This is a genomic window from Nocardia sp. NPDC041819 (genome assembly GCF_055590505.1).
In genome coordinates, this window is record NZ_JBVJAP010000011.1 from 239886 (window position 1) to 258038 (window position 18153).

The following is an 18153-nucleotide window of genomic DNA, read 5'->3' on the forward strand; positions in this document are numbered from 1 at the left end:
CATGTCTTCTGGTAGTTGCTGCGGCGCCTGGCTCGGCATCTCTAAGCCTTGCGGCCATGCCGCAGGTAGCGCAGATACTGCGCTCTCTGCCGCCGGAACTGGTTCTCGCCCGGTCGAGGACATACGCCCGACTGCCGATGGCTGCGTGACCATGAGCCTCTGGCGACGCGGGGGCCTCGTGCCACCTCTGTCCAGGACAGGAACCACCAGTTGTCGCGCATGTATCCGAGCAGTTTGAGACCGGTCATGATCGCGATCGCAAACCTCGACTGTCCAACGGCAGACGCGCGCGTTCGCGGCGGCGCCGCGCCTCGGCGATGTGCACCCATTCGACGACGGCGCGTCCAGGAGCGACTGGTGGTCTCGTCCGTGTCGTGGGAACCCGTCAGCACTGTCTGCAGCATCGCCAGTAGTGCGAACTTGTCGCTTCCGCGGCACCGAAGACCGATATAGCCGTCGGGGCGCACCAAACACAACGAGCTGGCAACCCGATCGCCGTACAGATCAAAGACATCGTTGCTCTCGGCAACCACGGCACCGGTCGGTGCGGCCGCACCGACCTCGGAGGCGGTGATGACCACCACCCGCACCCACCGACCGTAGGGCCGCGCAGCGTGCGCCGCCCACGCCGCCAACATGGACTGCGGATCCCGCTCGAGGACCAGCAGCGTGTAACCGGGGTGGCGCAACGTGTCGTGGAGCAACAGCGCCGGTGTGATGGCCACGTCAGGGGCGCGGTCTCCCGCTTGGAGGCCGTCGAGCGGCGTGAGGTCGGGTGGCTGGGCGATGACCTCGCGGTAGGTGTACGACATTCCTGAAATCTGCTTGGCAGCGGATTCTTTGAAGCCTTCTGTTCTGATGACCGCGCGGCGAGCTTCCATGGATTCGCCGTGCGCCATCAGGAAGCTGTGCAGCCGATGGGTGCCCTCGATTACCTGTTCGGCGACTGGCCTACGCTCCCTCTCGTAGGTATCCAGCAGACTCTGGGGGGCCTCCCCGGCGGCTACCCCGGCGAGCTTGTAGCCGAGGTTGAGTGCGTCCTGGATGGCGGCGTTCATGCCTTGCCCACCAGCGGGCGAGTGAACGTGGGCGGCGTCCCCGCACAGCAAGACATTACCGACGCGGTAGGCCGAACTCATACGCCGCCAGATCTCGAAGACGGTAGTCCATTTCGGCTCACCGAGCACAACCGCGCCGTCGAAGTGCCTGTCCACGGCCTGCTGAAATTCTGTGCGTGCGGTGACCAGGTCGGGTTTCGCCTTGCGGGCGGGCGTGGGGTCGTGGATCAGCACACGGTAGTTGGTGGGAAGCCGCGGCTCGGTGGGAAGCGGTGCCGTGAGCAGCATTTCGCCCTGATGGATGTCGTAATGGATGTGTGTGTCTTCATACGGAAGGCCATCTACCGGAACATCCATCATCCTCATGCTGCCGGCGTACTCGTCGCCCGTGAAATCTATGCCGAGGAGGGTGCGGACGGTGCTGCGCACCCCGTCGCATCCCACCAACCAATCAGGATGTACGACCTCCGCTATTTCGCGACCACCCAACTCCGTGTGAACAAGCGTCGCGGTGGTGTGACCCTCGTCGTCGGTCGAAAGCGAGCGCAATTCGGTGTTCCACTCCACGTACACATCACGCGAAGCAAGTTGGTCACGCAGCACGGATTCCAAACGGTCTTGCTCGAGCAGGAGGATGCCGGGAAATCGGTCACTCAATTGCTCGAAACCAACCCGCTCGGCGTCGTCTCCCTGGAAGTGAAAGACCATTCCCCCGCACCAAACACCCAGTTCCAGCAGGAGAGAGACGATGCCTGCCCTGTCGTACCCTTCCAGCGTGCGGATATGGAGGGTGAACGATCTCGAAGTCTTGGCAGGAGCCCGTCTTCTGTCGATCACACGGCACGGCACCCCCCAGCGCCGCAGTTCGTAGGCAAGGGTCAAACCCGCGGGACCGGCACCGACGATGAGAACGGGTTCACGCGAGACAACGGCTTGAGACATGGTGATCCTTCGTGCGGTGCCTGTGGCGCCCAGTACAAGGGAACGCTCACCGGCTCCGGATATCGTTCTGCCGTCGCAGGTGAGCCGCTGTTGCGTGAGACCTCGCTCGTAATTGATGGTCGCCGACCACGACTCTCACATGGGGCGGACGGGAAGGGAATACGGAATTACCGGGCGGTGCCTATCAAGTCACTTACCTACGTCACAGGGACTGCTGCACGGATAGGTGACAAGTGAGTTGGCTTGCCCGCTGGGCGGGCTGGAAGGATGTCACTGTGCCCAAGCCGTATCCCCGCGAGTTCCGTGAGGACGTCGTCCGTGTCGCTCGCAACCGCGACGCGGAGGTGACCCTGGAGCAGATCGCCGCCGATTTCGGGATCCTCCCGATGGCGCTGTCGAGATGGATGCGCCAGGCCGACGTCGACGAGGGGACCAAACCGGGCACCAGTAGCAGCGAGTCGGCCGAGCTGCGGGCGGCGAATCGCCGAATCCGGTTGTTGGAATAGGAAAACGAGGTCCTCAAGTGGGCCGCGGCCTACTTCGCGCAGGCGAGCCTGACGGGAAATGACCTACCCGCTCGTCCGCGAGCTGGCCGCCGACGGAGTCCCGTCACGGTTACGTGCCGGGTGCTGAAACTGGCCCGCCAACCGTACTACCGGTGGCTTGCCGACCCCGTCACCGATGCCGAACTCGACCAGGCGTACCGGGCCAACGCCTTGTTCGACGCCCGCCGCGACGACTCGGAATTCGGTTACCGGTTCTTAGAGCTCCTATCGGGTTCGGTTGCGGAGTCTTCGCCAGCAGATGAGGGCGGCTGCGAGGTCGAGGAGTCCTTGGTGGATGTCGGTGCGTCGTTCCCATCGGGTGGCCAGGCGGCGGTACTGGTGCAGCAACGCGAGGGATTGTTCGACGATCCATTCCTCGATGTGCCAGCGCGATCCGGCGGTGAAAGCCAGATCGACCAGCCGGGTCCGGGCCGGCCCGTAGCACAGGTAGTAGGCGATGTGGGTGGGGTCGCTGATGCTGCGTCGGGCCAGTAGCCAGTGCCCGCGAGCCCATGCCCCCTCGATCTGACGGCGCGCCCAGTCGTAGGTGCGGGGCCCGTGCGCGCCGGCGCCCACCGACAGCCGCTGCCAGGTACCCGCGGTGAACTCGGCGACGAGTTCGTCGGCACGTCCGGTGCGGTCGGCGCGGGTGGTCACCGGATAGTCGCAGCGGGTCGCCAGCACATAGGCCACATCCCGGGATTCGAGCCACTCCCGCAGATAACCGGCCTGACCGTAGGCCTCGTCGGCGGTGAACCACGCGAACGGCACCCCGGTATCCAGTGCCCGTTCCAGCATCGCGATCACCTGCCGTGGCTTCGTGGCGAACCCGACCCCCTTGGCGATCCCGGCGGCCCGGCAACGCTCACGGTCTGCCGTCCAGGACTCGGGCAGATACAGTTCCCGATCGATCAGCGCATGCCCACGCGGCGAGGCATAGGCCAAAAACACCCCGATCTGGCAGTTCTCCGTCCGCCCGGCCGTCCCCGAGTACTGGCGCTGCACCCCGGCCGAGCGCACCCCCTTCTTCAAAAACCCGGTCTCATCCGCGACCAGCACCGCCTCGGGATCACCGAGCCGGTCCACCACATAACCACGCACATCATCACGAACACCATCGACATCCCAGTCCGCCCGCCGCAACAACCGCTGCATCCCCTGCGGCCCCGACTCACCGGCCCGCTCGGCCAGAGTCCACCCGTTCTTACGTTCCAACCCCGCTACCAGCCCCGACACATACTCCCGCGCCCGCCCCCGCGGCTCCGACCGCGTGAACCGACCCCCGACCATAGACATCAACGAATCCAACTCGGCCACAGCACGATCCAACACCACACCACAGATCTACCAGCACCGACTCACCCGAGTGTCGTTGCAGTACTAAGCCCAGCGCACCGCTTATCAGCCTGGTGATGTCGACCAGCTGTGAGACGAAACGTCTTGCCATTACTGTGGTTGCATCGAGCTCTCATCGACGATGAGGTAGTAACTCATTGCAGGTGCCGCGAGAAGCGCTTGCAGGAAGCGGATTCCCCGGTCGGGATGCACTCGTCGCGACGAGGCACCGACCTCTACGCCCTGATCGCTCCAGTATTCGGCGATGAAGCACCCGTCGGGGTCGAAGACGGTAAGCGCTGCCACTCCCTCGACGGTCAGCCTGAACTCGGCAACCTTCTGCGGGCTGCTCGGATCCAAGATCGTAGAGGGCGACAACAGTCGGAGTTTGTTCTACCGCTCTCCTGGACCTTTCCTAAGCCTTTACCCAGCTACCTGGATCCCCTTCATCCGAACCCGATAGTAGACACTCGCAGGCCAGACAACGCGCTCCCAACTATGTCATCGAGGTGGGCATATCGGCGGTCAGGATCTCTTGGAATTTGCCGACCCCGCGCATGTGCATGCCCGGTTAGCGGGTTCGCGCCAGACGCCCATTTTGGTACGATAGTACCGTTGATACCTGGAGGCAGCGAGACTTATTACTCTACGTCTCGCCTGACTCCCATGGCCCTGCTGGCCTGCTTTACTTCGCTTGCGTCTGCCGTTCTGCCGGCAGTCAGCAAGCCTTCGGGTGCACCACCTGATCCGCTCGCTTCCCAGGTAGACCTCGGCGCGTCACAGCTGCAGATCGCAAGTGTCTGAACAAGACGCCACAGAATTCTAGCTGGTCGGGGGGAGCGTCGGTGGCACTGGGCGTGACTGGTGGACGGTCGGATTCGCGGGCCCGTCGCCGCTGACCTGTAACCTCTGTGGAGGACGGGATCGTTAGTTGGTGTGAACTTAGGTATACCGACCTGCTGCCTCCAATTCGTGGCTGTTACCCGGGCAAAGTCTGCGGCTGCAGGGGTCAAGTCCGCGCCTAATGGCCGGGCTGTCGTGGACGCACCCTTCTCGGCGAATGAATGCGGTCGAACATTCGGTGCTTGTTGTGGAGACACCGGTTCTTGCCGGAACCGTAATTTACGGTGGGGCTCGTCCGTAGAAGTTGTCCACTGACGAATGGGGCTGGAGAACTGTACGTAACACAGGTTTCTGCTGGTCGGAGCTTCGCTGGAGAAGGAGACGGGTCGAGTGGGGGTAGCCCCACGAAGCTCTACTGCGCTCCACCCGAAGCCGAGTCAGCCTTCGGTGAAAATCATTCTATACAGGCGTGTTCGGGGGGTATTTCCTATAAGCGGGTCTATCGCAGTTCCTGTGTCAACATCTCCGACTGATCCGTAAGACCTAGGTTTAGTTGCCTAACCCAATAGTGAGAGTGAATCCGCAGTGTGCGACGCAGTAGCCGACTATGGAAAATGGTGGACGCTCAAGCATGCACTGGTTCTGTCAGGTGGGATGATGATGCGGCCGACGCCAATTCGAGCTTCACTATCGGGAACCTCACTCGACGTCGTAGCGGGTCGTCCAAGCGGTGGTCTCTGGCAGGAGGGCGGCTGGGTCCGAGAACCTGCTCTCCGGCCCTTCCGGGGGGGCGCCACGCGTGGCTATTGAGATACCCAGTGAGGTTGCTTTCTTCCTGAACCTCATCGGGATTCCTTACCCGGACGTGAATGAAGACGACGTTCGCGCTCTTGGCCGTTACGTGCGCGACTTTGCACAAAATGTGGAGGAATCGCATAAGTCGGCCACCGGAGTCATCACGGATATGGGATCGGTTTACTCAGGTGAGTCGTATGAGGCGTTGGTGGCAGCGTGGGGCAGGATCAGCGCATCGCACATGGCAGACCTCGATGAGGCATGTAAGGCAGTGGCTACGGCGCTGGAAATTGCTGCGGATGTGATTACCGCGGTGAAAGTGTTGATTCTGGCCGAACTTGCCGCACTGGCAGCAAGTTACGCGGTCGTATTGGCCACCCCCGGCGCGGCAGCGTTCGGTGTCGCAATCCGCGAGGTTTGCCGTCGGCTGTGCAACGGGATGGAGGATGTGTTGGTTTCCTACATTGCAGCTGAAGTACTCGGCAGCGCCATCGAGCCGCTGGAGCAAACCATTGACCGGCTGATCAAGGGGACGGCTCGTGAAATCTGGGGACTGCCGGGGCCTCAACCAAGCACTTCGGGGGATCGGGCTTTTTATATTGAACCGGACGAGGTACTACGATCCGCCGATATCCTCGACCGCCACGCCGACCAAATCATACAGCACGCGAGTAGTTTCGCCGAGAACGTAGCGACGTTGGATTTCACCACTAGTGGAGGAGGGAGGGGTTCCGATGATCTACACTTTCCGTCGCAGGGGGACGGCTTGACTGTGTCTGTGCGGTTGCCTCTCGGTGTAGCGGGCCCTGACACAGGTTTGGCACCCGGTCTCGTGGCTCCCGTGAGTGGGTCCGTCGGACCGGACCGACCGGATATATCGGGAGCCGGTGTGGAGGGCGATCGCGCGATGGTGGTGGGACCGTCGGATCGGCAGTCAATCAGTAGTGCGGCCGAAACGGCGACTGTCCCAACAGGCAGAGTTCCCGAGGTCGGGGGCGGTTCCCTGGGGCCCGCTGTCTCTGCGACGGGACAGCTGAACAACACTGCCGAAGTAGACTTCAGCCCGCACAACGCTTTGGCGAATGGGCCGTTTGCCCACCTGGACGACGGTAGGATGCTCGTAGAAAATGATGAGACGGTGGGTCTAGGCACACCTTCCGAATCTGTGGATGCTGAACCCAATGTTATGCCTGCTCCGGGGTTCGCTGCGTCAAATGATGATTCTGTCCGCTACCCAGTGTCAACTTGGCTAGAAGATGTGCCGTATGTGCTGGCTCAACCTGAAGTTGCTGGCAACCAGCCGACCCTCGCGACGCCGGGGATGCGTTCTGCTCAAGTGGCGCCAGCGGCGTCCACAACCGCCTCGGGTGCCGGAGCGCAGAGATTGGCTCGCCCATCCACGTGGAAGCAAGCCGTCGGCAGTCAGCCGCGCGAAACGCCGTGGTCGAAGCTTGCCCGCAAAACTGATAGCAGCAAACGCGAGGTGGCACAGAAGGTGACTGCACCGCCCTCGCAAAGGATCTCTGCAGGAGCGGCCGACAGTACCACCACTTCGAAACCGGAGAGAGATCCCAGTCGACCTGACTGTGTACCCGAGCTTCCACTAACCGAGTCCGATCCCGCTCGGTCACCACGCAGGACCATTGTCCTTCCACCCGCCAGAGACCCGCAATGAGTGGAGTGTTCGCGTGGGCGCACCGACCGAAGCAGCTGCGAGGCAGCCTCGGCGGTGAGTCGTTTCGGCAGCCCGGCCGGCACCAACCGGGCTAGCATGCCGTGTAACCGGTTGGCGGTCTGGGTTCGGGTACGGATCAGGGTCGTCGCGGTACTTGGTGAGGGTGCGCAGCACCTGCGCCGTCTCGTCGGTGTGCACCGATCGCAGTCGAGTGCTGTTGAGCGCGGTGAGGCCGGCCGACAGCGCGTCGGCTTCGTCGTTCTTGCGGCCGTGGCCGGTGGAAAGAATTCGCACACGGTGGGCGAGTTTCGCTGGCACATTAGAGCATTCGATTCGGTCGTCGGCCAGCTTCTGTGCCAGAGGGGCGCCGAGACCGCGGGCTCCCTCGATCGCCCAGACCGCCTGAGGCCAGTCTCGAGCGAATCGGCGTAGCCGCCGATAGCCCGCGCGGTTGACCTCGACGCGCAGCGAACCCAGCGGCTGGCATCGTTGATCCACGATGACCGCCGTCCACGACGCTTTGTGTGGGTCGACAGCGATCACGACACGATCGGCGGGAACAGACTTCGGCACGACACCTCCATGGAACCTCAAACAGAGGACGGGTTCCAACTAGGAGGGCAAACCAACTTCGGGCGATGCAGACCTCTCTCAAGCCACTCCCGTCGGCAGCCGCGGCCGGGACGCAAGCCTTTACTACTACAACGACCCGACCGACCCGCGCAACCTGACACGGCTCCAGACCTCGACCAGAACAATCGCCAACCTCGACCACCTCGACGCCGCCGCCGGACTCGACCCATGGGACACCTAACGACCACCTGGCGCAAATCGTCGACAGGAGCGGGAGATGGCGGTAGTGCTCCTGCCCTACGATCCGGTCGGTAGTGAGGGCGGTGTGGCTGCGAGCGCCCAAAGGGCCCTTCGAGGCGTCGACTATCTGAGAGCGGCTTGATCAATACTGCAACTGCACTCATATGGTTCGTTCCTGGTAGACCGTCGGGTGGTGGTGTGTTGGATCATGCTGTGGCAGGACTGGATACGAGAGACCCGCCGCCTGCTCATCCCGTCCTGCTTACCCACTGCATGCCGCCGATCACGTCTGGCTTGGTCACACTGCCGACACACCAAAGTTCGGCTATCACACTCCGGCGATGCGGCCACCCGCTCCCCTGAGCGTAGTCGCAGCACCGAGGCCGATCGGTCTCATTCATTGGGAGCGGGCAAATATCGCGTTTGGTATGCTCGATGAATGGAACAGGGCGGGCGATATCCGCAAGTAGCGTTCGGCGTCGTCGGTCTCATCGGTTCCGGTGTGGCGCTGTGGACTCTCTTGTCCGAATATTCTGTAACAATCGTGGTGTTTGGGATCGGAACGGCTTTGGGCAGTGTCCTACTGATATGGGTCGGTGCCAGGCGGTATCGAATTCTCAAGCCCGTATGGTGGTTTACCTTGCCATTGACTATGGTGCTGCTGCTATTGAGCCTGGGCTATACCCGCGAGCACGTGTGCTGCATGTACGGCTACACTCACGAATCGGGCTATCCGGTTGGCTATTGGAACCGCTTCGGGTCGGATGGCACAATCGTTGGTGCGAAGAAGGCGGCCCACATCGCTGGTGGCCAGGTCGACCCTTTTGCATTGGTTGTTGACCTGGCGTTCTGGTGGTACCTCCTGATATTCGGCACCGTGTCGACAGTCATGGTGTACCGAGCAGGGAAGAACCGACGAGCCCCGGAAAGCCATGTGACCGGGCCCGGTAATAGGACCACCTGATCTGGCCCCTTTCGTCGGGTTCATGTGAGCATATGAGGTACCGCACAACGACCAAGGGCGCTCGATGCATCGGTGAACCGCTCCCGAATCCGCGTCATCAACGAACCCAGTTCGGCCACGGCATGATTCAACACCACCCGGCAGGCCGCCAGCACCGAAACACGCGAGTGCAGTTGCGGTACTGAGCGACAGTGAATTCGGGTATGTGGAAGCTGTCGAGAATCAGCGTGTCGGGCCGGATGGAAATCGCGCAGCGCTTATCCCATGTCCGGCTGGCGTCGCCGCGCAGACCCGTGACCTCAGGGCGCTGCCGACTCCGGCAAAGTACGGATAGTCGAATGTGCCAGATCGGGCAATGGTGCGCTTCGACAGAGGGTGCCCAGGTGCCTCCCGGTGTGCAAAAACGATGAGGCGCACCGACATCTGCGTCGGTTCGCTGAATAGCACGCACCACGATATTTTCGGTGAATGACTGAATATCGTCCCTCAGTACTCGAGGCTGACGTAGATGCGATCGGTCCTAGTTTGCAACGGAAATCCGGCGTGTCGCTCCACGAATCCGACGAGGCTCAACTCGGCGGCGTGCTCACAGCGCGGACCGGTTATCCGGTGCGCAGCGAATATAAGCAGGTAACACCTAGTACTGCAACTGCACTCGGTTCGAGTGTCGTGCCTGCGTGGTCGTGGATGTTGTTGCAGCGGAGTTGGATTCGTTGTGTGCTTGGATCGGTGGTCGGTTCACCCGGTCGGAGCCGCGGGGGCGGGTGCGGGAGTATGTGACCGGGCTGGTCGCGGGGCTGGAGCGGAAGAACGGGTGGACGCTGGCCGAGCGGGCCGGTGAGGTGAGCCCGGACGGGATGCAGCGGTTGCTGCGGCGGGCGGACTGGGAGGTCGACGGGGTTCGTGCGATTTGCGCGGCTATGTGACCGAGCGGCAGGGTGATCGGGATTCGGTGCTGATCGCCGATGACACGGGGTTTAGAAGAAGGGAGTCCGTTCGGCGTGGGTGCAGCGTCAGTATTCCGGCACGGCCGGGCGCACCGAGAACTGCCAGATCGGGGTGTTTCTTGCCTATGCATCCCAGCATGGACATGCTCTGGTGGACCGGGAACTGTATCTGCCGGAATCCTGGACCGCCGACCGTGAACGCTGTCGCGGCGCCGGAATCCCGGACGAGGTGGAGTTCGCGACCAAACCCCGCCTGGTGATGGCGATGCTCGAGCGTGCCCTGGCGGCGGGGGTGCCGTTTGGGTGGTTCACCGCCGACGAAGCCTATGGTCAGGTGAAGTATCTACGATTCTGGCTCGAACAACACGCCATCGCCCACGTACTGGCGACCCGCCGCAGCGACACCCTGGTCACCACCGAATGGGGCCAGGCCCGCGCCGAGGACCTCGTCGCTGCGCTCCCTGCGCGGTCCTGGCAGCGGGTCTCAGCCGGTGCCGGTGCTCACGGGCCCCGCGACTACGACTGGGCGCGGGGCCCGATCAGGTGTTCTGGGCGCCGGGACGCGGGCACTGGCTGCTGGCCAGGCGCAGCGTGTCCCACCCCCGGGCGAGATCGCCTACTACGTCTGCTTCGGGCCCCGCCGCTCCACGATCGCGGATCTGGCATGGATCGCCGCGGCGCGCTGGCGCATCGAGGAATGCTTCCAACAGGCCAAGAACGAAACCGGCCTGGACCACTACCAGGCTCGCAGCTGGCGGGCCTGGTATGCCCACATCACCCTGTCGATGCTCGCCCTGGCCTGGCTCGCCGGATCCAAAGCCGTTGCAGCAAAAGGGAAATCAACGACGCCGATCGAGACATGATCGCCCTCACACTACCGGAGATCCGCCGCCTGACCATCGGCCTGCTGCTGAACTTCACCCGCAACACCCGGCATCTCTGGGCTTGGTCGAACTGGCGCCGCCGCCGACAACACCAAGCCCGCCTCTCCCACTACCGACGACGAGGACATCCCCTCGAATAAGTGCCGTTGCAGTACTGGACCAGCGACCCGGCACGCTCGGCATTACGCCGACCTGGACGTCGAGGCAACTTTCGACCTCCTCTTGACACCACCCCAATACAAGGCCAGTATTCATCCTACAAGTTAATTAGCTAGGTGGTTAAATACACCATGACGGACGACGAACTGAGCAGAACCTTTGCGGCGCTCGCGGATCCGACCCGGCGGGCGATGCTCGCCAGGCTGGCCAAGGGCGAGGCCAACGTCACCGAACTCGCAGAACCGTTCGCCATGAGCCTGCCCGCGATTTCCAAGCACCTGAAGGTCCTGGAACGCGCCGGGCTCATCACCCGCAGCCGGGACGCGCAATGGCGGCCGTGCCGACTGGACGCCACACCACTCGGGCAAGCGACCGACTGGCTCGACCGCTACCGGAAGTTCTGGGACGGCCGCTTCGACCGCCTCGACGCACACCTGCAACGGATACAGAAAAAGGACACCACACTATGAGCGACTGCCTCCCGCAGGGCGACGTGCGCCTGCTCGACACCGAACTCGCGCAGCGCCTGCTCGCCGCGAATATCCCTGCCCGTCTGGCCTTCATCGCCGCCGACGACACGCCACGGGTGATCCCGATCAACTTCTGGTGGAACGGCTGCGAGGTGGTGCTGACGGGCTTCGCCTCCTCGAAGAAGGCGCGGATGATGCGGGCACGCCCCGAAGTCGCCATCACAATCGATACCAACGCCGCACCGCCGGAGGTACTGATGCTCCGCGGCCGGGCCGAGATCACCGAAACCAAAGCCCTGCTACCGGAATACGCTGCCGCCATGCGCAAGGGGGGCGAGGCCGAGGTTGCTGCCTACCTCGACTTCCTCAGCGACCTCGCGCCGAGGATGGAGCGAATCGCGGTGCGCCCCACCTGGGTCGGCCTACTGGACTTCCGCACCCGCTACCCGGAAGGTGTTCCCGAATGGATGAAAGGTCTGCCAGAGTCCGTGGCACACGAGGACAACCTGCGGTCATGAGCGATCGTGAGTTCACCATTACCCGCGTATTCGACGCGCCACGCGAGCTGGTCTTCCAGGCCTGGCTCGACCCAGCACAGCTGGCGGAATGGGCTGGGCCACACGGGATGTCAACACCCCAAGAAAGCATCGTGGTTGAACCGCGCCCGGGTGGCCGCTATGAGTCAGCGATGGTTTCCGACGTCGACGGCAGTTCCTACCCGAGCACAGGAGTCTTCCGGGAGATCGTCGAGCCTGAACGTCTGGTCTTCACCTGGGGCGATCCGACCGGTGACGGTAGTCCGGCATTCGAGTCGGTGATCACCATCGAGCTCACCCAGACTGGCGACAGCAAGACAACCATGGTCTTCCACCTGCTCGCGCCTGGGCCACTCAGCCCGAACGACGGTGCCGAGCAGGGATGGGGCCAGAGCCTGGATCGACTGGCAGATCTGTTGCGGCCGTGAACCGTTCGCGCAAAAGTCAGCGCGCCCGATGTGCCGACCTTTACACGACCCAAGAACGGGCTTCCGCCCCGCATACCATCACAGTCCCACCCCTATGAAACCGCGGACAGTCGATCCAATTCGAGTACCCTCTACGCGTGGCGAGCGCGCGACCAGCGCGAGTCAGGACCGTCGCAAATCGAGTAGTCAGTTCTGGCGGCAACTGGTAAGCGTGTATGGCCGGTCCCCGATAACGCGACCGCCTGGATGCGGAACCTCAGAAAGTCGAGCCCGTCATCGATGTGCGTAACCCGGGTCTTGGACTGCGACAGACGCAGCCCGAGCGGGGTGAGCAGTCCCGCCACTTCGTCCCGCAGTGCCTCGGTCTGTCCTTCGGTGCCGCGCACGAGGACGACGAAGCCATCGGCGTAGCGGACCAAACCGGCGGATCGGGACACCCTTGCGGGCGGCGGTGTGACGCTGCTTGTGGCTCAGCGCATTCCAGCGGCGCTCGAAATGCTCGTCGAGCACGCTGAGTGCGATGTTGGCCAGCAGCGGGGAGACGATGCCGCCTTGCGGGGTGCCGGTGTCGTTGGCTTCCAGCTGTCCCAACCTGGTCATGACATCCGATTTGAGGAAAGCCTTCACCAGCGCAAGGACTTTCTTGTCTCCGATCCGCCGCCGCACCTGCTCCATGAACCAGCTGCACGCACTATTGCGAGAGCTACTGGCCGGTGGCGCGCCGACCAGCCTGACCGCCAACACCGCCGCTGCGGTGCTGCGGTGCTGCGGGGGTTCCGGGCACGGACGCTGTCCGATCGTGTCCGCGTCGGCCTGTGCAAAGACCTCATCGCCGACGTGCGCCGCCTCGACCCGGCTGAGCCGATGCACTTGGCGATCGGCGCTGGCTATCTCGATCGGTGCGGTGCCGTTGTAGGTGGCATAGGCGGCTGCCGTCGCGAAGCGTGTGGCCAAACCGGTACGGCCGATCAACCGCGCCGCGAGGACAGGACCGATCCCGTCGAGCTCCCGCAGTCGGGTGCCGTGCTCGTCGAGCAGCCGGTCAATGTCCTTCTGGTTGGCGGCCAGTTGCTGGTTACGGTGACCGGCAGCTCAACTCGGCGATGCACGCCATCGCCATGGTCCAGGTCCGCATGTCCGCAGCGCTGGACGCGCCTATTACGACCGCAGGATCGCTGCCGGAGCATCCCCACGCGCGGCCATGCGCTGCCTGAAACGACACCTGTCCAACGTCGTCTGGCGCATCATGATCTCCGACGACACCAGACGCCGCCGAACCTCAGCGGAGCCTGTTTCTACGACTTGACAATAAAGAGGCGCCCCCGCTTTCTCGGAGGGCTCTGACTGTGGTCCGATAGGGCCGGAAGGAGTCATTCGTGGCAGCACCGAAGAAGTACCCGGACGAGCTGAAGGGCGGGCCGTGCGGCTGTATCGGGAGTCGGACCCGAAGCCGACGATCCGGAAGCTGGCCGCCCAACTCGGGGTGCATCACGAGGGCGTTGCGGCTGTGGATCCGCCAGGCCGAGGCCGATGCCGGCGAACGCGACGATCGGCCGACGACCGACATGCTGGCTGAGAACCGGGCCCTGAAGAAGCGGGTCGCGGAGCTCGAGCGGGTGAACGCCGTATTGTGCGATGCGAGTGCGTATTTCGCCTCGGAGCTCGGCCACACACGGCGGTGATCATGCGGTTCGTCAGCGAACATCCGCAGCACCCGGTCGAGCTCGTATTGTGGGTTCTGGGCATCACGTCATCGACGTATTACGGCTGCCCGCCGGGTCGCCATCGTCGTTGTCCACTGCTCGGCAGCGAAGTCGTCGAGCACCGACAACGCGACGTTGGCCAGCAGAGGCGAAAGAATGCCTCCTTGTGGTGTTCCGGAGGTGGTCTCGTTCCGTTCGCCGAGCTCGGTCATGATCCCGGCCTTGAGGAACGCCTTCACCAGCGTCAGCCCCCGCTTGTCCTTCACCCGCGCTCGAACACGGTCCATCAAGGCCGCGTGGTCGATGCGGTCGAAGCACGCCTCGATATCCGCGTCCAGCACCCAGCGGTAGCCCTGGGAGCCGAACAGGTGGATCTCGGCGATCGCGTCGTGCGCGCGCCGATTTGGCCGGAACCCGTAGGAGTACGGACGAAAATCCGCCTCGAAGATCGGTTCCAGGACCAGTTTCAGTGCAGCCTGTACCACCCGATCGGTGACGGTCGGAATCCCCAACCCGCGAAGTTTCCCACCGGTCTTGGGGATCATCCGTTCCCACACAGGCAGGGGCCGGAAGGCCCCAGCCTTCAGTGCCGACCGGATGCGGTTCAGCTGCGTTGTCACCCCGGACGCCTCGACGTCGGCGGCGCGTACGCCGTCCACGCCGGCCGTTCGGGCTCCGGTGTTGCCCGCAACCCGTTCGAACGCCACCGCCAAGGTGGCCGGGTCACAGACGAGGTTGAACACATCGTCGAACCGGGAGCCGTGATCAGCTACCGCCCACCGGTGCAGCTTGGTCTGCATCCTCCGTACTCGCAGCCATGCCATGTCGACCTCAGGCCACGCAACCGGGGCATCCACCCGGATTCTCCGGACATTGCAGCACCTTGCGGTCTCGCTGCCGCCCTTCCCCAATGTGCCGGGCTCTCCCCGGCGCGGAGTACTACGGCGGCTCCACCCCTCCCACGGTCTGATCGGCAGACGGTGCGCGCAGCCCTGATCGTCCACGCTGGCCGTGCGGACGTCGGGCGAGACCGGGAAGGTCCCCGTGTTCACTGATTGATCGATCGTTGGAGTAGGCATCCGGCTATACCCCCGGCTTCGCCACGGCTACGCCGCAGTCCTTCGCCGTGGCCTCCCGAATGGTCTGGCATGCACCACCCGGAAGTTGGCCGCCGTCTCTACAAGGCGAGCACGCACCGCAACTAGCCCAGATCCGCCAGGTTAGAGCTGATGTCGCCTTAGGAGGTTTCAAACACCGGTTCCTCTCGTATACCTCTCCATATCACTTACCGGACCCGCATCATCTGGCAGTACTGACACGTCCCGGCTTCGTCGGGGCCGCTTGTTACCCTCCTCCGCACCTCCCGAGTCAGGCTCCCCCCAGCTTCACAGCCCTGCTGCGACAGGACAGCGGCGAAGTCTCTCACCTCCACTCGATCAATCAGCGCCTCTCGGCGCGCCTGCCACAGATGGAACCGGTCAGCGACTTGCAGCGCGGCCGGGGCGCCTTGGCGTGCTCCCTCGGCATAGCCGCCGGCCCGGTCCCGGGAGATGATCTGCGGCAGCGGCCGGGCGCGCGGCCAGGCGGCCAACGCCTCGTCATCCCGGCCGTCGATGAGGTCGACCGGCCGGTGGGTGTCGAGATCGACCATGACGGTGCCGTAGCGGTGACCGCGACGGAAGGCGAAATCATCGACGCCCAGCACCGCCGCGCCGATCGGTGGGTCCGGCAACCGGCGGACCAGGCGAATCAGCGTGTCCCGGCTGGCCGACAGCCCCAGCCGGTGTGCCAGTCGTGCGCCGTCGCGCCCCGCCATCGCCAACTCGATCGCAACGAGATCGAGGTCAGTCGGCTCGTTCGGCGTGACCATTTCACGGTCAGCCCGGCAACCTGCTCAGGGGACGTCTTGGCCGAGCAGAATCATGTTGGTGCGAAAGAACCGGCGCACCACCAGCCGCAGGACCAACCCCCGACCGGCGATCGCCGCATCCGCCAGCTGGCGCCGATAGTGGGAATGCACACGTGTTGAGATGGATTCGCATCCCGGACACCGAGCGGTCGGTGACGTGACCACCGCTTCGATGACGACTAGGTTCTGTCTCCCAATCGTCTGATTAGTCAGCTTGGGGTGGGCCGGTGGTGCATCATGTCCGCTGTGGCGAGGTCGGCGGGTGATCGGTTTCAGGTGTTGACGGACAGGCAGTGGGAGTTGCTGGAGTTGCTGTTGCCGAAATCCGAAGGGCGGGTGGGTCGTAACTTCGCCAACAATCGTCTGGTGGTGGAGGGGATGCTGTATCGGTTGCGCACGAGTTCACCGTGGCGGGATCTGCCGGAGGTGTTCGGGCCCTGGCAGACGGTATGGAAGCGGCACCGCCGCTACGCCGAGGACGGCACGTGGGATCGGGTGCTGACCGCGTTGCTGGCACTGGCTGATACGACCGGTGACCTGGACTGGGTGGCCTCGATCGATTCCACGGTCGTGCGGGTGCACCAGCACGGCGGCGGTGCCAGGCGCGACTCGGTGTCTGGGTTATGAACCCGCCGATCATGCGATCGGGCGCTCACGTGGTGGGTTGACGACCAAGGTGCATCTGGTCACCGATGGCCGCGGGCGGGGCTTGGCGGTTCAGCTCACGCCGGGACAAGCGGGCGACTCGCCGATGCTCGCGCCGCTGGTGGAGGCGGTCGCGGTACCTCGCCTCGAGGGCGGCCCACCGCGGCGCAACCCGCAGGTGCTGATCGCCGATAAGGCGTATTCCTCGGCCGCTAACCGGGCCTTGTTGCGGCGCAAACGTATCCGCACCGTCATCCCCGAACGATCCGATCAGACCGCCAACCGTAAACGTAGAGGTCACCGTGGTGGCCGAGCGCCGGACTTCGACCGAGAGACCTACAAGGGGCGCAATGTCATCGAACGTGCCTTCAACAAGGACAAACACTGGCGCGCGGTCGCCACACGGTATGACAAGTTAGCCATCACCTACCGCGCCGGAGTCGTCCTGGCCCTGATCGTGGAATGGCTCAGGTCGTTGGGAGACAGAATCTAGATCCACAGTCCCCCTGAGGTGTCGTTGCAGTACTAATAGGGATGGACTATGTGTGGTAACTCTTGTGCCGACCTGGGGACGCGAGCATCGCGGGGTCGGGGTCGGGGTCGGGGTCGGAGGAGACCAGGACGTGAAAGTACACCTTGTCTAACAGGTCTGCACGCGTCAGCGTATGTTTCGCCAGAGCCAACGCGGAAGCGTCCCTGATCTTCCCGTTGGCGTGCGGACGCACGATCAGCAGGACATTCGGTTGCCCCGCCGGGGTGCGCGCGTGAATCGACACCAACTCCATCCGGTGACCCGACCGCGAACGCCCCACTGTGGTGAACCCGCACCTATACGGGTGCGCGGCGGCCAGCTCCCGCAACTGCCGCCGCAGTTGCGGCAGGGTCGGCGGACGCGACCCAACCATATGTTTGACCATGACCTCGGTATCGAGAAACCATTCGGAGGCCCGGATCCAGATGGTCCCCACCCTGGACCCGACCACCCGAACCCGATACGCGGAGAGTGGCTGGGAGTCAGGAGACACGAGCGTTGACCGCCTTTCGCAGGTTCTGGGCGGTCTCGCGGTGGTGTCGTAGCCGGTAGCTGGGTCCGTCGATGCCGACGACAGTGGCCCGGTGCAGGAGCCGATCTAGCATCGCGGCCGCGACGGTGGCGCTTCCGGAGGCTGTTGCCCAGTCATCTGGGGCTGGTCGAAAACGCTTTCCGAGCCGCGGCTCTTTGCCGCGATCGTCGACCGCCTCACCTTCGGCGGTCAGATCATCGAAACCGGCACCAACAGTTGTCGACTCACCCGCCCCGCTGCGCTGTACACTGCCGCAGCCAACGCCGCAACCTGGATGCCACAGCAGCCAGCATCCACCGACGCCTCGCAGACCCTGGAAGTCGTGTCCTGAACAGCGATTTATCTGTCGGCGCTCACGTTATTCCCGGCGGGTCTGCTCGAGTAATCGGACAGGTGGTGGGTCCTGGTTGATGTTCTACCCGATGGCCTCCTTCGGTG

General features: G+C 63.7%; 16 protein-coding genes and 5 pseudogenes. 11 read left to right on the plus strand and 10 right to left on the minus strand.

The features are described from left to right. Positions 1-41: 41 nt before the first annotated feature. Positions 42-2000, minus strand: coding sequence for an FAD-dependent monooxygenase (locus ACZ6DL_RS27650; RefSeq protein ID WP_466055439.1), 1959 nt, complete (start codon positions 1998-2000; stop codon positions 42-44). A 233-nt stretch (positions 2001-2233) separates the two neighbouring features. Here ACZ6DL_RS27650 and ACZ6DL_RS27655 point away from each other — a divergent pair, with 233 nt between their 5' ends. After that, a complete protein-coding gene (locus tag ACZ6DL_RS27655; protein WP_466055441.1) occupies positions 2234-2506 on the plus strand; it encodes a transposase in 273 nt (90 codons plus the stop codon). Positions 2507-2875: 369 nt separating this feature from the next. Here ACZ6DL_RS27655 and ACZ6DL_RS27660 read toward each other — a convergent pair. Together ACZ6DL_RS27660 and ACZ6DL_RS27665 are read right to left on the minus strand one after the other, a co-directional pair. Then, positions 2876-3880 (minus strand): annotated as a pseudogene (locus ACZ6DL_RS27660) (IS701 family transposase); the annotation flags it as partial. A gap of 111 nt (positions 3881-3991) precedes the next feature. Further along, entirely contained in the window at positions 3992-4240 is a 249-nt protein-coding gene (locus ACZ6DL_RS27665; protein WP_466055443.1) for a hypothetical protein, read from the minus strand. A 1282-nt stretch (positions 4241-5522) separates the two neighbouring features. Here ACZ6DL_RS27665 and ACZ6DL_RS27670 point away from each other — a divergent pair. Next, on the plus strand, positions 5523-7193 hold the full coding sequence (locus ACZ6DL_RS27670) for a WXG100-like domain-containing protein (protein ID WP_466055445.1): 1671 nt from the start codon (positions 5523-5525) through the stop codon (positions 7191-7193). On the opposite strand, the gene ACZ6DL_RS27675 is transcribed toward ACZ6DL_RS27670, so the two are convergent. Next, complete coding sequence (locus tag ACZ6DL_RS27675; RefSeq protein ID WP_466055447.1) at positions 7146-7736, minus strand: IS110 family transposase; 591 nt, start codon at positions 7734-7736, stop codon at positions 7146-7148. The genes ACZ6DL_RS27670 and ACZ6DL_RS27675 overlap by 48 nt on opposite strands. A gap of 709 nt (positions 7737-8445) precedes the next feature. On the opposite strand from ACZ6DL_RS27675, the gene ACZ6DL_RS27680 reads away from it, so the two are divergent. From ACZ6DL_RS27680 to ACZ6DL_RS27705, 6 genes and pseudogenes are all read left to right on the plus strand, one after another. Then, on the plus strand, positions 8446-8970 hold the full coding sequence (locus ACZ6DL_RS27680; protein ID WP_466055449.1) for a hypothetical protein: 525 nt from the start codon (positions 8446-8448) through the stop codon (positions 8968-8970). Between the two features lie 677 nt (positions 8971-9647). After that, positions 9648-10780: pseudogene (locus tag ACZ6DL_RS27685) on the plus strand (IS701 family transposase). Further along, on the plus strand, positions 10777-10941 hold the full coding sequence (locus ACZ6DL_RS27690) for a hypothetical protein (protein ID WP_466055451.1): 165 nt from the start codon (positions 10777-10779) through the stop codon (positions 10939-10941). The pseudogene ACZ6DL_RS27685 and the gene ACZ6DL_RS27690 overlap by 4 nt, the downstream one beginning before the upstream one ends. Before the next feature lie 150 nt (positions 10942-11091). Beyond that, positions 11092-11430: an ArsR/SmtB family transcription factor gene (locus tag ACZ6DL_RS27695; protein WP_466055453.1), complete on the plus strand. Its 339-nt coding sequence runs from the start codon at positions 11092-11094 to the stop codon at positions 11428-11430. Further along, entirely contained in the window at positions 11427-11948 is a 522-nt protein-coding gene (locus ACZ6DL_RS27700; protein ID WP_466055455.1) for a pyridoxamine 5'-phosphate oxidase family protein, read from the plus strand. The genes ACZ6DL_RS27695 and ACZ6DL_RS27700 overlap by 4 nt, the downstream gene beginning before the upstream one ends. Beyond that, positions 11945-12394 (plus strand): SRPBCC family protein, encoded by a 450-nt coding sequence (locus ACZ6DL_RS27705; RefSeq protein ID WP_466055457.1) that lies wholly within the window; start codon positions 11945-11947, stop codon positions 12392-12394. Before ACZ6DL_RS27700 ends, ACZ6DL_RS27705 begins: the two co-directional genes overlap by 4 nt. Before the next feature lie 852 nt (positions 12395-13246). On the opposite strand, the pseudogene ACZ6DL_RS27710 reads toward ACZ6DL_RS27705, so the two are convergent. After that, positions 13247-13471 (minus strand): annotated as a pseudogene (locus tag ACZ6DL_RS27710) (transposase); the annotation flags it as partial. Positions 13472-13770: 299 nt separating this feature from the next. Between ACZ6DL_RS27710 and ACZ6DL_RS27715 the strand changes: the two are divergent. Continuing rightward, a complete protein-coding gene (locus ACZ6DL_RS27715; RefSeq protein ID WP_466055459.1) occupies positions 13771-14076 on the plus strand; it encodes a hypothetical protein in 306 nt (101 codons plus the stop codon). Between the two features lie 68 nt (positions 14077-14144). Here the strand turns inward: ACZ6DL_RS27715 and ACZ6DL_RS27720 are convergent, their stop codons facing one another. From ACZ6DL_RS27720 to ACZ6DL_RS27730, 3 genes are all read right to left on the minus strand, one after another. Beyond that, a complete protein-coding gene (locus ACZ6DL_RS27720; protein WP_466055461.1) occupies positions 14145-14897 on the minus strand; it encodes a reverse transcriptase domain-containing protein in 753 nt (250 codons plus the stop codon). A gap of 485 nt (positions 14898-15382) precedes the next feature. Beyond that, positions 15383-15967: an ISL3 family transposase gene (locus ACZ6DL_RS27725; RefSeq protein WP_466055463.1), complete on the minus strand. Its 585-nt coding sequence runs from the start codon at positions 15965-15967 to the stop codon at positions 15383-15385. A 24-nt stretch (positions 15968-15991) separates the two neighbouring features. Then, positions 15992-16171, minus strand: coding sequence for a transposase family protein (locus ACZ6DL_RS27730; protein ID WP_466055464.1), 180 nt, complete (start codon positions 16169-16171; stop codon positions 15992-15994). A 72-nt stretch (positions 16172-16243) separates the two neighbouring features. Here ACZ6DL_RS27730 and ACZ6DL_RS27735 point away from each other — a divergent pair. Continuing rightward, positions 16244-17144 (plus strand): annotated as a pseudogene (locus ACZ6DL_RS27735) (IS5 family transposase). Positions 17145-17190: 46 nt separating this feature from the next. Here the strand turns inward: ACZ6DL_RS27735 and ACZ6DL_RS27740 are convergent. Continuing rightward, positions 17191-17556, minus strand: a complete 366-nt coding sequence (locus ACZ6DL_RS27740; RefSeq protein WP_466055466.1) for a M14 family zinc carboxypeptidase — start codon at positions 17554-17556, stop codon at positions 17191-17193. A 109-nt stretch (positions 17557-17665) separates the two neighbouring features. After that, on the minus strand, positions 17666-17908 hold the full coding sequence (locus tag ACZ6DL_RS27745) for an ATP-binding protein (protein ID WP_466055480.1): 243 nt from the start codon (positions 17906-17908) through the stop codon (positions 17666-17668). Between ACZ6DL_RS27745 and ACZ6DL_RS27750 the strand changes: the two are divergent. Next, positions 17840-18046: pseudogene (locus ACZ6DL_RS27750) on the plus strand (IS21-like element helper ATPase IstB); the annotation flags it as partial. The gene ACZ6DL_RS27745 and the pseudogene ACZ6DL_RS27750 sit on opposite strands and share 69 nt — an antisense overlap. Positions 18047-18153: the final 107 nt, after the last annotated feature.

Bases quoted from the DNA above. Each gene is read 5' to 3' on its own strand.
- ACZ6DL_RS27695 (WP_466055453.1), top strand. From the start codon at position 11,092: ATGACGGACGACGAACTGAGCAGAACCTTTGCGGCGCTCGCGGATCCG.
- ACZ6DL_RS27650 (WP_466055439.1), bottom strand. From the start codon at position 2,000: ATGTCTCAAGCCGTTGTCTCGCGTGAACCCGTTCTCATCGTCGGTGCC.
- ACZ6DL_RS27680 (WP_466055449.1), top strand. From the start codon at position 8,446: ATGGAACAGGGCGGGCGATATCCGCAAGTAGCGTTCGGCGTCGTCGGT.
- ACZ6DL_RS27720 (WP_466055461.1), bottom strand. From the start codon at position 14,897: ATGCAGACCAAGCTGCACCGGTGGGCGGTAGCTGATCACGGCTCCCGG.
- ACZ6DL_RS27700 (WP_466055455.1), top strand. From the start codon at position 11,427: ATGAGCGACTGCCTCCCGCAGGGCGACGTGCGCCTGCTCGACACCGAA.
- ACZ6DL_RS27725 (WP_466055463.1), bottom strand. From the start codon at position 15,967: ATGGTCACGCCGAACGAGCCGACTGACCTCGATCTCGTTGCGATCGAG.
- ACZ6DL_RS27705 (WP_466055457.1), top strand. From the start codon at position 11,945: ATGAGCGATCGTGAGTTCACCATTACCCGCGTATTCGACGCGCCACGC.
- ACZ6DL_RS27740 (WP_466055466.1), bottom strand. From the start codon at position 17,556: ATGGTTGGGTCGCGTCCGCCGACCCTGCCGCAACTGCGGCGGCAGTTG.
- ACZ6DL_RS27690 (WP_466055451.1), top strand. From the start codon at position 10,777: ATGATCGCCCTCACACTACCGGAGATCCGCCGCCTGACCATCGGCCTG.